The sequence below is a fragment of the Ochrobactrum sp. A-1 genome, from assembly GCF_022488005.1.
Lineage (GTDB): Bacteria > Pseudomonadota > Alphaproteobacteria > Rhizobiales > Rhizobiaceae > Brucella.
Genome location: NZ_JAKVQC010000007.1, coordinates 1,382,898 through 1,396,934 on the forward strand (window position 1 = coordinate 1,382,898; position 14,037 = coordinate 1,396,934).

Below are 14,037 nucleotides of genomic sequence, written 5' to 3' on the forward strand. Positions count from 1 at the left end.
AGGTAAGCAGAATGATTGCAGCGTCCCGCAAGCCGGGCGGCAGCGGACTGGCAGCACTTGTCTGCCTGGCTGTGCCGCTTGTCATTTACATATTTCTCTATCTGGTGCCGATAGGTTCGGTCATTTCGATCAGTCTCGACAATCGGGAACTGTCTAGCAGTCTGGTGAATTTCAGCAGCGCGGACAGTCAAGATCGAAATGCCCAGGCTGCGGCTCTTGTGGCCGATATGCGGGCGATGGATGGTAGTCGGCAGGCGGCCGTTGCTCGCGAACTCAATCAGGAACTAAGCGGCTTTCGAACGCTGTTCCTCAAGACGGCCCGCGCGGCGGATACGATAGAGCCCGAACTCGCTGGACTTACAGGTTTTGATCCACGCTGGAACGAAGAAAAATACTGGACGGTCATAGCGCAGAATTCCGAGAGGATAAGCTTTCGTCATTTCGAACGAGCCACCGGCCTCAAAGTGAATGAGGAAGGCAGACTCGAGACTGGCGGCGACGACATATATCTTCAGATCATGTGGCGAACGCTGACCATCGCGATTCAGGTCACTCTTGTCACCTTGTTGATCAGCTATCCTCTGGCTTATGCGGCCTTGCACGCCCCGCGCAAAATGGCGGCATTTATTCTGGTCGCCGTGCTGATGAGTTTCTGGACTTCTATCCTCGTGCGCACAACCGCATGGGTGATTTTGCTCCAAACTTCGGGTGTTCTGAATACATTTCTGCTCTGGACCGGTTTGATAAAGGAACCGCTGCAGCTGATCTTCAACCGTTTCGGCGTCATCGTTGCCATGACGCATGTGCTGCTGCCATTTGCCATCATTCCGATGATGAATGTGATGCGGACAATCCCCAAATCGCAGGTTGATGCTTCCCGCAGTCTCGGTGCAGGTCCGGTGGAATCTTTCTTGCGCGTTTATTTTCCGCAGAGCTTGCGCGGTGTCGGCGTTGCGGCGGGAACGGTGTTCATCCTTGCACTTGGTTTCTATATCACACCGGCACTTACGGGCGGCCCAAAAGACCAGATGCTATCCTTCTACATAGCAGACTTTGTCAAACGCGCTCTCAACTGGGGTATGGCCTCGGCGCTTTCGGTGCTGCTTCTCTCTATCGTCGTGATGCTGGTCTCGCTTTTTGGCGCGCTTCGCTGGCTTGCAAATCGCAGGGGAGGGATCGCGTGATGTCCCGTATCATCTTCTGGACTTCGACTTTGTTTGCACTGGCTTTTCTGATCGTTCCACTGGTGCTGATCATGCCATTGGCTTTCAATGAGAGCTCTTTCCTGACCTATCCGATGGAAGGCTTCTCGCTGAAATGGTTCCATGAAGTTTTTGCGCAGGAGCAATGGGTACGCTCATTCGTCAATAGTTTGAAAGTGGCAATCGGTACGACGGTGGTTGCGCTTTTGGTGGGCGGTTTGGCGGCCACCGGCGTCATGCTCCTTAACCGCTGGCTGCAAACCGTTCTAACGGCGCTGTTTGTGTCGCCGATGGTTGTTCCCAGTATCGTCATTGGTGTGGCCTTCGCCTATTCCTTCGGTCGCATGGGACTATCCGGCAGCTATATGGGGTTGGTGCTTGCCCACTCCATTCTTGCCGCACCGTTGGTATTTCTTTCGGTGATGACATCATTGCGCGGGCTCGATCCGGATCTTGACCGGGCTGCGGCTTCGCTGGGGGCATCGCGTCGTCATCGCTTCATGACCGTTACCCTGCCGCTTGCCGCACCTGGCTTTATGGCTGGTGCTCTTTTTGCCTTCACGACGTCCTTTGATGAAGTAGTTGCGGCGCTTTTTCTGGCCTCGCCGGAATCAACAACCTTGCCGGTCATGCTGTTTTCGGGCCTGCGGGATCGCTTGCAGCCAACGCTGGTTGTGGTGGCGCTGCTGCTATCGCTCATCAGCTTTGCATTGCTCGCTGCGATGCACTGGTTACAGCAACTCGGCAAACCGGCCAAACACTGAAATTCCGATAAAACGGAGCACTACCATGGCTTTTATCGACATCCGCAATATCAACAAGTTTTACGGAACTATGCAGGCCCTGCACGATATCTCATTGAGCATCGCGAAAGGCAGTTTTGTGACCTTGCTCGGGCCGTCCGGCTCTGGGAAAACCACATTGTTGAAAATTCTGGCCGGGTTCGAAGATGTGTCGAGCGGCGATATTCGGCTCGAAGGACGAGATATCACCGCGCTCAAACCGGAAAAGCGCAATTTTGGCCTCGTCTTCCAGGGCTATGCGCTGTTCCCGCATATGAGCGTCTTTGACAACATTGCCTATCCGCTAAAAGTTCGCCGCAAGAGCCGTGATCAGATTTCCAGTCAGGTCAATGCCATGCTTGAGCTGGTTCAGCTCACGAAGTTCGCCCGGCGCAAACCCCACGAACTGTCGGGCGGTCAGCAGCAGCGCGTGGCGCTTGCGCGAGCACTGGTGTTCGAACCCGATCTTCTGTTGCTCGATGAGCCCATGTCGGCGCTCGATAAGAAGCTGCGCATCGACTTGCAGGATCAATTACGAGACATCCACCATCGGCTTGGAACCACCTTCATCAATGTCACGCATGATCAGGAGGAAGCCATGCATATGTCCGATGGCATTGCTGTCATGAACCATGGCCGTATCGAACAATACGATACCGGACATCAACTCTATCGTAGGCCAGGATCGCGCTTCGTTGCCGACTTCATCGGGAAGTCGAACATATTTGAAGGCGCACTCAGTCATACGGCCTCTGGACCGCAGTTCGCCACGGCTGAATTCAAACTTGGCGGTACAGAACTAAACTCGGCAACGGATCGAATTGGTAAGGCGGAACTGGTCGTGCGCCCCGAAGATATCCGGCTTGGCGCATCATCCGGCACTGTAAACACCGTCGGTGACATTGTGCTTTCCGGCGTTGTGGCCACATCAACCTATTCCGGTGACCGGGTGCTTTACACAGTGTCACTGCCGAACGGCCGGGCAATTACAACTTACGGCAGCGCACGTGACGGAGCGCTTTTGACGAACGCGCCCGTACAGATCGCTTTCGATGCCAAAGACTGCATCTTGCTCAATTAAACAGGGAATGAACTCGTGAATAAACTCAAATCAGCAACAACTGGCAATCTCGGGTTCGGTGAAGCCAGCTATCCCAATCCCGCCCTTGTACTTGACGGAGCACCAGAGTTTCAATCCTGGCCGCTGCTCGACGGACGAATAGCAAGCGGGGTCTGGTCGGCGACGATAGGGCATCATCGCGTCGTGCGCGACGCAAGCACACTTGAAACCTTCTATATTCTCGAAGGAGAGATCACGCTTTTTGAGGATGGCGTGGATCAGCCAAGGCATTTCGGCCCGGGTGATCTGGTGGTGCTTGAACCGGGATTTACCGGCAGCTGGAAGACCACCAGCGCAGTAAAGAAAATCTATTTCACAACAAACCAATGACGGATCAGCTTTGGACAGCCGCGTTTGAGCGCTCTTAGCTGCCTCAGTGAATGTCCGGTTATGACGGAGGGGATATTATGAAAACCACGCCTTTCTGGTGGGAAGCGGCCGAACCGCAACATGGCGAACGGGTGTTCGACAAGACATCATGCAGTGTTCTGATCATTGGCTCCGGTTATACGGGCCTTTCGGCGGCCATTACGCTGGCCGAAGCCGGGCAGACCAATATTATGGTTGTCGATGCCATGCGCATCGGGGAGGGCGCCAGTTCACGCAACGGCGGACAGATCGGCAATGCACCGAAGTTCACGCTTGCTCAGGCAACTGCGCGTTTTGGGGAGAAACGCGCTCGGGAAATCATGGATGATTATGGCTCGTCCATGAAGTTCATGATCCAGCGTGCGCGGTCTCTCCCGGAGCCCATTGACCTGAACCTTGTGGGGAGCGTTGCTGCTGCCCATTCACGCAAGGATCTGGCAAAGCTGCGCGCGTTTCGTGATGGTCTCTCCTCGCAAGATCGAGAAAAATACGAAATCCTTGATGAGACGCAGATTCATAGTGTGCTCAAGACGGATATTTACCGCGGCGCGATGGTTCGCCACGATCAGGGAACGATCCATCCGGCCAAATATGTGCGCGCTTTGGCTAATCGCGCCCGGGCGCTGGGCGTGCGCATTTTTACCGGCTGGCGCTATAAGGGTGCCCGCAAAAGTGCCGAGGGACATGTTGCGTTTCTGGATAATGTCCAGAACAAGTCCCCTGTGGAAATCCAGGCGGAGAAGATCCTGTTGGGTTTGAACGGCTATGTCGGGCCGGAAGTGAAGTGGCTTCGCCAGCGAACCATTCCAGTCCAGAGCTATATGATCGCTACCGAGGAAATGTCCTTCGACCTATTGGAACGCCTGATCCCCAACAACCGGGCGGTGGGTGATACCAAGCATATTCTCTATTATTTCCGTCGCTCTCCAGACGGCAAGCGTATCTTATTCGGGGGCAGAGCGCGGTTCCGTAATTCCACCGAAGAACAAGGTGCCGCGGGATTGCGTGCTTTCATGGAACATACTTTCCCAGAAACGCGCGGCGTGAAATTGAGCCATGGTTGGCTCGGTAATGTCTGCTTTGCTTATGACTTCTGCTCACACGGCGGACGGATGGAAGACGGTATCTACTATTTGTCTTGCTGTAATGGTGGTGGAATTTCCAACCAGACCTATTTGGGTCACCGGATGGCCGAATATATGTTGGGAGCTCCAAATTCGGATCGCGGCACAATCGGAAGCCATTTCCCGCGTCTCTATTTCTATAACGGAAACCCCTGGTTCTTGCCGGTGGTGGGGACGTGGTATCGCTTCCAGGACAGGGCAGCACGCTGGTTCGAGTGATGAGCGGCAATCTTCTTTACCGGGCAAAATGAAAGCGCGAGACGAGGCGGGGTATTCCCGAGAGCCAAATAAAACCGGCTCGTCCAGAATATGCGCGAGGGGCATAGAATATCATGTCGTCAGATGTGATGATGGCACGTCATAACGATACAAATGGAACCGGCATTGTAATGATGGTGCTGGCGATGACGCTTGTTCCGTTGATTGATGTTCAGGCAAAATATCTGGTGAGCGACCAGATACCGGCCATGCAGGTCGTTTTCCTACGCATGCTGCTTGGAACATTGTTTCTGATGCCTTTTATGATCATTGACCGTCAGCCGGTGTTTCCGCCACCGCAGGGCTGGCGGAATGCTTTCGCATTGGGCTTCTTCAGCATTCTTGCTGGTGTCTGCTTCTTTAGTTCCCTGAAATTTCTCTCAATCGCGGATGCGGTGGCGATTAGCTTTGTTCAACCGCTATTTGTGACCTTGTTTTCGCGCCTGCTTCTGAAGGAAATGATGCGCTTTACCCGATGGATTGCACTGCTAATCGGTTTTGCAGCCACTTTGATCATTATTCGGCCAACGCATCATGCACTGGAAATGGGTAGCCTGCTGGCTCTCGTCTCGGGTGCGGCGATGGCTGGATATGTTATCGCCATCAAGAAGGGCTCAAGCGGGGTGCGCCGCGTACCGCCGATTGCTCTGACCTTTCAGACGCATTTTTCGGCTCTCATTGTAGCGACGCCCTTGGTGTTCGTGTTCTGGCAGGAGTTGGATTTGTTTCAATGGACGATAGCAATTGGTATGACGCTGGTTGGTCTTGCGGGCCAATATCTGATCATCAAAGCCTATCATTATGGCGAAGCCTCACTCGTCGCGCCTTTTGCATATATTGAAATTATCACATCAACCTTCTTCAGCTGGCTATTTTTTGAGCAAGTGCCTGACTCTGTGACCTTTCTAGGTGTTGCGGTCTTGGTCGCCAGTTCCCTTTACGTTGTATGGCGTCGTTGATTAACGGCATAAATGTCATCGTTCTGATTTCTGATCGGCAACTAGTAAATTTAGCCTCTATCTGTAGTAATTCTCAGTAATTTACTCTTTATCTTCCAAAGAAAAATCGAAATTAACTTCCGTTCCGCGATAGTTTTATTGCTAAAATTGTAAAATATTTACTGTGCGAAGGCTGTCGGTCAGGCTTCGTATTGAATGGTTGCATCGGTCTCCGATGACCTCTACTCGGCCGTGCTGATCCGTTAATTCGAATGAGCTTCAATTTCATCTCCCATTCTGTTCCCCGTCAGGGCAACGATATAGTTGCGCTTTGCATTATTGTATGCAAGTATCCCCGCACACAGTTTGGAGGGTCGGCTGTTGACTTTTTCAGTGAGATTGAACGTCAAGTCCCAAGTGTTATTTGGCTTTATTCACATGGGTTTCGATCAAAGACCGTTCGAACTCGTCGGGGTTCAAGCGTATCGGCTCTCGTTAAAGTACAATCATTCCACGATCGGCGGGGTGGCGAGCTTTTAACGAAGCTCTCTGGTCGATGAGTGCACTTCATCTCAACGGGTGACGTTTGTGTGGCGGCCACACGTCTACCTTGAAGAGAGTCTTTCCCAAAAACTCAGGAGGAGTAACCGTGAACATTAAGTCTCTGCTTTTATCGTGCGGAGTGCTCGTTGCAGCCAACTCTGCATTTGCACAATCGAACGAGATTACCATTCAGATCTGGGGCTCGACGTGGGAAAATGGCCTGAAAGCCATTTCACAGCAGTTCGAGGCTGAAACGGGTATCAAGGTCAATGCCGTGACGCAGTCATCCTCGGGCGAGGGCCTCGTCAAGCTCCAGGTTGATCGTGACAATCCCATCGTGGATGTCTGGTTCGCAACCAATACCATTGCGAGCGAGGCGGCTCAGGATCAGAAGCTGTTCGTCAAGATTCCGCGTGACAAGCTGAGTAACCGCGACGAGCTGATCAAGGGGGCGATTGCCGATGATTGGGTCGGTATCTACTACTACCCGATGGGTATCGTTTACAATGTGGATGCCGTGCCGGTGCCGCCGACTTCGTGGGAAGATCTCTGGAAGCCCGAATACAAAGGTCAGATCATCGCCCCTGCCATGTCGATCTACTCCGGCTCGCTTCTCACGGTTGCGAATACTATCAATGGCGGCACCTCGGAAAATTACGATCCGGGATTCAAGGCGCTTGAGCAGCTCAACGAGAATGTCTCGCTCTATTATACGTCGGACTCCCAGGCACGACAGTCCATCGTGCAAGGCGAGGGGACGATCCTCATCGGCCAAAGTTCACATATGAATGCGGTTGCGGGCGAAGGCATCAAAATGAAGATGATTTCCCCCCGCCCGGCACCGATGTATTTCGACGTCATGATGATGACCAACGGATCGCATCAGGAAGAGGCAGCTAAGTTTATCAATTACATCATCTCGGCGGCTGCCCAGAAAGAGATGCTGGCTCGGGTAAACATGGCTCCTGTTAACCGCAACGTGGAACTACCGAAAGAGCTTGCAGACTCTCTGCCTGCTGACGGCGAAGGCATCGTGATGGATGGCAGTGTCGTCCTGAAAAATATCAGCGATTGGTCCGTCCGGTTTGACCAGATTACGACCCGCTAATCCCTTCATGCGGAAGTTACTGAACAGATCAGGTGGCGAAAGCCACCTGATCCACTTTTCAAATTGATTTCACAATAAACAGCCGCTGGTAGTCTGTTTCGGCTCCCAGGCTGGCACTCATATCCTTCGAGCACCCATGATCCAGACCGCCCCGCTTGTTGCCAGCAGTCTTCCTGAAGTCATCGCAAAACCGTTGCCAGATATCGCAAATGCGATCGCAACCGGCAATGTAAGCTCGGTCGCGCTTACGCAATATTATCTTGAGCGGATCGAGCGGTTGAATCCGTCGCTGCAGGCGTACGTCATGGTCACCGCCGAGACCGCCCTTTCGCAAGCAAGTGCAGCCGACCAAGCCCTCGCCGAGGGCAGGTCGCTTGGACAGTTACATGGCGTACCCGTTGCGTTCAAGGACTTATGTGAAACGGATTTCGCGCCGACGTCCAATGGTATGGCTATCTTTCGTGATCGCCAGACTGGCCGCAATGCAACGGTCGTCACTAATCTTCTGACGGCTGGCGCGGTCATCCTTGGTAAACTGGCCATGGCTGAGGGAGCTTGCTCCACCCACCATCCTGAAATGCCGGTTCCGGTAAACCCATGGGGCGCATCGTTCCGTGTCGGGTCGTCTTCGTCGGGATCGGGTGTTGCCGTCGCGGCAGGTCTGGCAGCCGCAGCCATTGGCAGCGACACAGGCGGTTCAATCCGGTTTCCAGCGGCTTACTGTGGGGTGACTGGGCTCAAGCCCAGCCGCGGTTTTGTCAGCACGGAGGGCATCTGCACCATGGCGCCCAGTCTCGATCATCTCGGTCCGATGGCGTCCAGTGCGGATGGGTGCGCTCTGTTGCTCGGAGCGATGAGCGGCCTCGGAAATACGCTTCCACCTTCTCCAGCGTCGGCTCGCCGTTTTGGTTATCTTCCCGATTTGCTCAGTTCACGGCTCGACCCAGAGGTTCAAGCTGCCTATCGCCGTCTGCTTGATACAGCCGAGCGAATGGGTCTCGACCTCGTCGCTTGCACCATGCCTGACGTTCCTGATCTGCAGGAGACATGGGACTGCATCTGCGCCAAAGAGACCGCACGCAGCCATGCCACCAGCTATCCTGCACAAAGCAAAGCCTATGGTCAGGCACTCGCCACGTTGATCGAAACGGGATTGAGCCTGTCCGACGAGAACTATTTCGAGGCTCTCAAGCGGTATGCCGAGATTACCGTTCTGTGGAACAAGCTGTTCGATGATATCGACTGGCTGGCCATGCCCATTCATGCGGTCATTCCGCCGCTGCTTGATAACGCGTTCGGCGCGCCCAACAAGGGGCTCGGCAATCCACTGGAATTCACTGCGGCGGCCAACCTTACTGGTCTGCCGGCGCTGGCGTTTTCTGCAAGTCGCGATTCTCGTGGGTGTCCGATTGGCATGCAGATCATGGCTCCAATGCATGCCGACTTTGCGCTGCTGGCGCTGGGTAGCCGCCTTCAGGAAAACGGCCTTTCCCCGCTCTCGCTTTTTAGTCCGAAGACGGCGATCGAATTAGATTTGCTGAAATAGCGACGGTTTCGCGATGGCAATTTTCTCCAGTCTGGAGGGCAGTTTTCTATTGCGAAATGCATACGAGTATGCTTGTATACAAAAATACAAACTGGGAGGCACTCTTGAATCTGGCTAGTAGATTTCGCGGCGTTTTTGCGGGCCGTCTTGACGCGATGCTTGCAGATATTGCCGAACTTGTCGGCATTGAAGCAGGATCCTACGATGTGGAAGGTGTGACCCGCACATCACGTTGGATCGGCGAGCGGTTGCAGACGCAGGGGTTTGAACTTCATTACGAAGAAGTTCCCGAGCGCGGTAATCGCTTGTTGGCGGTTCGAAAAGGGCAGGGCCAAGGCCGGTTGATGATCCTCGGCCATGCCGATACCGTTTGGCCGCGCGGCACGCTGGAGAGCTGGCCCTTTGAGATAAAAGGTGAACTTGCGACAGGTCCCGGTGTTGGCGACATGCGCGGCGGACTTGTGCTGGCTATCAATGCAATTGATGTTGCTTCAAGGGCCGGACTTGCCGAATTTGAAGAGATCAAGTTTCTCGTCGTTAGCGATGAGGAACTGGGAAGTCCGCTTTCGCGCGGCTGGATCGAGGAGCATGCAAAGACTTCCGATTGGGTCCTGACTCTTGAGCCTGGTCGTCCAGGAGGCGGGTATTTTACCTCCCGTGGTGCTGTTGGTGCCTTCTTTATCGAAGCGACCGGGCAGACTGCGCACGCGGCGGCCAACTATCTCAAGGGCGCTTCTGCGGTTCGGCCGCTCGCAATCCTCGTGCCCCGTATCGAGGCCCTGACGGATCTCGAGAATGGTGTCATCGTGAACGTTGGCGTATTCCAAGGTGGTGATGCAAGGCAGGTCATTCCTGGCCATGCTAAACTCCATGTCGACATGCGTGCCCGCACGCCCGAAGCGGCTGCAAAGCTGCAGAAGGAAGTTGAGCAGCTGATTTCCGAGGTCTCGACGGATCGCGTTTCGGTGGTTCTGAAAGGCGGTTGGACGCGGCCTGCATGGGCCAGGACGCCTGAAACGCAAGCGCTTTACGAGATCGTAGCCAAGGCCTCCGAGGAAATCGGTGTGCCCTGCTTTGAATTGACCAATGTTTCGGGCGGGTCTGACGCCAGCTTCTGCGGCGCGCTCGGGGTGCCGACGATCGACGGGTTGGGTCCTATCTGCAATGACATCTGTTCACGCGACGAAACAATCGTCATTGATAGTCTCGTGGGTCGAGGCGCAGTGTTCTCGACACTGATCGCCACGCTCTCCGAGAACGGGAATGTCGGGAACAAGGGATAAGACGCAAACAGGCCATATGGGGACTGGCAGCCAATAGGTGATCGCGGCATAACTAGAGCGAGTCAATGAGTATATGGAGACGAGAAATCATGGATGCCAATGGAATTGACGATCTGGGCGGTCGTCGGCTGGCTGCAGTGAGCTCGGCGGATGCCGTTTATGAACTGTTGCGGTCACTCATTCTGGACGGACGGATTGAGGCAGGCCAGCGTCTGCGGGAAGTGGAGCTGGCTCAGAAGCTCGGGGTAAGTCGTACGCCGCTGCGTGAAGCCTTCACGCGTCTCATCTCCAACCGGCTTCTTGAGCGCACGTCTTCCGGCGTTGTCGTTGCGGATGTGCTGTCCGCCCTCAAGGGCATCCGCGCAATCCGGATTGCGCTTGAAGGCTACGCAACGAAGCTCGCGGTACCCCACCTGAACGAGGACGATTTCCAGATTCTTGAGGCTTCAATCGAATTGGCGCTGAACCTCCCGGAAGAGGCTCGTACCGAGCGGGTGCGCAACAATAACGTATTTCATTGGAGAATCTACAACGCTTGCGGCGTACCGGAACTCCAGAATGCGATCGAAAACTATGCCGGATTTTTCATGAGCGAAGCCAGTCTTGCGGCCCTCAATCAGGCGCAGTCGCAGGAAGTAATCCAAGATCACGTCAAACTTCTCGAGGCGATTAAAGCGCGGGAAGCAGACAAGGCTGAGCAATTGATGAGAGCTCACCTGATCCGCGGTTTTAACCAGACAGCGGAATAACAATGAAGGACGGTGCTTATCCCCGGATCGTATATGCTGTACTTGGTAGATTGCGGGATGGTCCGGCATTCAGGAGGCCCTCTGCATTGAGCCTGGATAAAGACTAGCACGCCTCCAATCTGCAAAATCAAACCAGAACGATTATTCAGGCGTTCGGCCTAGGCCGAACGCGCTCTCCCCCATTATTCTTTGACGGAACCGCAACCATGGAACATCTGCAGAGCAGCACGTTGCAACTCAGGAATCTGACCAAGCGGTACAGCTCCTTCGAGGCCGTGAGCAACCTTGACCTGGAGGTGCCACGTGGATCGCTCTTGACGCTCCTGGGGCCATCCGGCTGCGGTAAAAGTACTGTTCTCCGGATGATCGCCGGTTTTCTCAATGTGACATCCGGTGAAATTGTCGTCGATGGCACGGACATCAGCGGGGTCGAGCCGAACTTTCGCGACATTGGCATGGTTTTCCAAAACTATGCTCTCTTCCCCCATATGACTGTCGAATCCAACATTGCGTTCGGTCTCAAGATGCGTGGTGTTTCAAAGGAAGAGCAGACCGTGCGCGTACGCGACGTGCTTGAGATGGTCCGGCTGTCCCACCTCGCGGATCGTTATCCGAGCCAATTGTCAGGCGGTCAGCAACAGCGCGTCGCGCTTGCGCGTGCCGTCGTCATCAGGCCCAAGCTCCTGCTTCTCGATGAGCCACTTGGTGCGCTCGACCGGCATCTTCGCGAAGGACTGCAATCCGAGCTGCGTGAGCTTCAGCAGAAGCTGGGCATCACATCGATCCTGGTGACGCATGACCAGGATGAAGCTCTCTATCTTTCCGATTATATTGCTGTCATGAACCAGGGTCGTATCGAGCAGCTTGATACTCCGATCGCACTCTATGATAGGCCCAAGAGCGAATTCGTTGCCCGTTTTCTCGGCGTGGCCAATATCTTTGATGCGAAGATCGTCGCGGTCAACGGTAGTGGCGCAACTTTGTCGCTTGCTGGACAGCAGGTTGTTGTCAATGACGCTTGCGGTCAATTCGCGGGCGCTGATTGCAAGGTTTCGATCCGTTCTTCCCATATCGAAATTGTCGGCGTTGAAGACCCGCGAGAAGGGCTCAATGGAACCGTCAAGACCACCCACGAGCTTGGCGAGCGAGTAGTCTATCAGGTTGAGGTCAAAGGCCTCACTATTGATGCGAACTCTCCGCGAAACAACAATCGCGCCAGATATGCCGCCGGCCAGTCAGTCAAGCTTGCGCTCGATCCGGCTCATACAATCGTGTTGAGGGCATGATGGAGGCGAATAACAACCGCGCCAAATATCTGATCACCCCCGCGCTGATTATCGGCCTGCTTATCGTTGCGGCGTATAGCTATTTCGGTCTCTCAAGCTTCTTCATGAAGGGCCCGCCGGGAACGCAGTTTGCCGGTGAGGCTACACTCAACAATTATTGGCGTGTATTGTTCACGGGGGCCAACCAGTCGATCCTCTTCACCACGCTCTGGGCGTCTTTTGTGATGTCGGTAATTACCGTCGCAATAGCCGTGCCGATGGCCATGGTAATCGTGCGTTCCAAGCGAGAATGGGTCGGGACACTGATTATGCTCGCGATCGCAGTTACCTTCCTCTCCGGTGGTGTGACGCGCGCATATTCCTGGCTTGTCCTTCTTGGCAACCGGGGACTGATAAACCTGAGCCTGATCGAGCTTGGTATCGTCGCCAAGCCGATCCAGTTTCTTTACAACTGGTCAGGTGTTGGCATTGCCATTACCCATTACCTGCTGCCGTTTGCGGTCTTTACGCTCATCGGTGTCGTCCAGAACCTGAACGTTTCGGTCGAGGAAGCGGCGCGTAGTCTTGGCGCCAGCCGCACGACCACATTCTGGCGCATTACCATGCCGATCCTCTTGCCAGGGCTCATGGTTACGCTGGTTCTTGTCTATTCAATTGCGTTGGCCTCGTTCCTTTTCCCTATGGTTCTGGGCGGCGGAAAGGTCAGGATGGTCGCAAACCAGATCTATGACCGCATGTTTACCGAATATGACGTTCCCTATGCTGCTGCAACGGCTGTCGTATTTCTCATCAGTGCGTTCGCTTCGATCTGGCTGATCAACCTCGCCGCGAAGAAAATCAAGAAGGCCGTTTCGTGATGTTTAATCGTGATCTTGAAGCGAGATTTGGCGTCGTCGTAATCGCTCTGGCGTCAATAGCGGTCGTTTTCCTGTTGTTACCGGTGGTGTTTGTCGTGCTTCATTCGTTCAGCCCGACGCGCTATTTCCAGTGGCCACCTTCCGGGTTCACACTCGATTGGCACAAGAATTTTTATAATTCTTCCATGTTCATGGACGCCGCGAAGAGCTCGTTTACGATGGCTCTGATCGTAATGCCCTTGAGCCTGCTGATCGGAATTCCCGCGAGCTACGCATTGGTGCGCACTGACTTCAAAGGCAAAGGGCTGATCCAGCAAATCATCCTGTCACCTCTGATCATTCCGGGCGTTGTAACGGGTGTCTCGCTCCTCTCGCTCCTGTCGGCAGGTGGCGTCCGTATTGGTCTTTTTGGTCTTTGCCTGGGCATATTGGTCTTCACATTGCCCTTTGCCATTCGTGCACTTTCAGCCAATCTCCTTGGCCTTGATCCGCGGATCGAAGAGGCGGCACGCAACCTTGGTGCCGGCCCCTTCCGCACCTTCTTTGTCATTGTCCTTCCGCAATTGAAGTCGGGCATTCTGGCAGCGTCTGTGTTCATCTTCGTTGAGGCACTCGACAATTTTTCGATCGCCGTGTTCCTCACCAATGATCGGACCAAGGTACTGCCCGTCGCGGCCTATCAATACATCAAGGATTTTGACGATCCGACTGTAGCTGCAATGGCAACAGCACTGATCGTTCTCTCGGTGATCGCGGTCGCGCTGCTCGAAAAGCTCATGGGCTTCCAAAAGAGCCTGAGGCTGTAGCTGGAGGCCTTTTGGCGAGCTCTCGAAAATCAATGGTCCGAAGGGGTCAGAAAGCTGGTGAAATAA

At 54.3% G+C, this 14,037-nt stretch carries 13 protein-coding genes; all 13 read left to right on the forward strand.

Annotated elements, in window-relative coordinates:
- Positions 1-11: 11 nt before the first annotated feature.
- Positions 12-1,184: an ABC transporter permease gene (locus MKS82_RS24830; protein WP_109989741.1), complete on the forward strand. Its 1,173-nt coding sequence runs from the start codon at positions 12-14 to the stop codon at positions 1,182-1,184.
- Complete coding sequence (locus tag MKS82_RS24835; RefSeq protein ID WP_109989740.1) at positions 1,184-1,966, forward strand: ABC transporter permease; 783 nt, start codon at positions 1,184-1,186, stop codon at positions 1,964-1,966. The genes MKS82_RS24830 and MKS82_RS24835 overlap by 1 nt, the downstream gene beginning before the upstream one ends.
- Positions 1,967-1,991: 25 nt before the next feature.
- A complete protein-coding gene (locus MKS82_RS24840; protein WP_109989739.1) occupies positions 1,992-3,065 on the forward strand; it encodes an ABC transporter ATP-binding protein in 1,074 nt (357 codons plus the stop codon).
- Between the two features lie 15 nt (positions 3,066-3,080).
- The gene (locus MKS82_RS24845; protein WP_109989738.1) at positions 3,081-3,434 is read left to right on the forward strand and encodes a cupin domain-containing protein; all 354 of its coding nucleotides are present in this window, start codon (positions 3,081-3,083) and stop codon (positions 3,432-3,434) included.
- Between the two features lie 77 nt (positions 3,435-3,511).
- Complete coding sequence (locus tag MKS82_RS24850) at positions 3,512-4,816, forward strand: NAD(P)/FAD-dependent oxidoreductase (protein WP_181394348.1); 1,305 nt, start codon at positions 3,512-3,514, stop codon at positions 4,814-4,816.
- Between the two features lie 113 nt (positions 4,817-4,929).
- Complete coding sequence (locus MKS82_RS24855; protein WP_109989736.1) at positions 4,930-5,814, forward strand: DMT family transporter; 885 nt, start codon at positions 4,930-4,932, stop codon at positions 5,812-5,814.
- A gap of 628 nt (positions 5,815-6,442) precedes the next feature.
- The gene (locus MKS82_RS24860) at positions 6,443-7,444 is read left to right on the forward strand and encodes an ABC transporter substrate-binding protein (protein WP_181394347.1); all 1,002 of its coding nucleotides are present in this window, start codon (positions 6,443-6,445) and stop codon (positions 7,442-7,444) included.
- Positions 7,445-7,580: 136 nt separating this feature from the next.
- Positions 7,581-8,990, forward strand: coding sequence for an amidase (locus MKS82_RS24865; RefSeq protein WP_109989734.1), 1,410 nt, complete (start codon positions 7,581-7,583; stop codon positions 8,988-8,990).
- 104 nt (positions 8,991-9,094) lie between these two features.
- A complete protein-coding gene (locus MKS82_RS24870) occupies positions 9,095-10,273 on the forward strand; it encodes a M20/M25/M40 family metallo-hydrolase (RefSeq protein WP_181394346.1) in 1,179 nt (392 codons plus the stop codon).
- Between the two features lie 89 nt (positions 10,274-10,362).
- A complete protein-coding gene (locus MKS82_RS24875) occupies positions 10,363-11,022 on the forward strand; it encodes a GntR family transcriptional regulator (protein ID WP_176038179.1) in 660 nt (219 codons plus the stop codon).
- A gap of 206 nt (positions 11,023-11,228) precedes the next feature.
- Positions 11,229-12,308: an ABC transporter ATP-binding protein gene (locus MKS82_RS24880; RefSeq protein ID WP_109989731.1), complete on the forward strand. Its 1,080-nt coding sequence runs from the start codon at positions 11,229-11,231 to the stop codon at positions 12,306-12,308.
- Positions 12,305-13,165 (forward strand): ABC transporter permease, encoded by an 861-nt coding sequence (locus MKS82_RS24885; protein ID WP_109989730.1) that lies wholly within the window; start codon positions 12,305-12,307, stop codon positions 13,163-13,165. Before MKS82_RS24880 ends, MKS82_RS24885 begins: the two co-directional genes overlap by 4 nt.
- Positions 13,165-13,971, forward strand: coding sequence for an ABC transporter permease (locus MKS82_RS24890; RefSeq protein WP_109989729.1), 807 nt, complete (start codon positions 13,165-13,167; stop codon positions 13,969-13,971). Before MKS82_RS24885 ends, MKS82_RS24890 begins: the two co-directional genes overlap by 1 nt.
- The last annotated feature ends 66 nt before the right edge of the window (positions 13,972-14,037 follow it).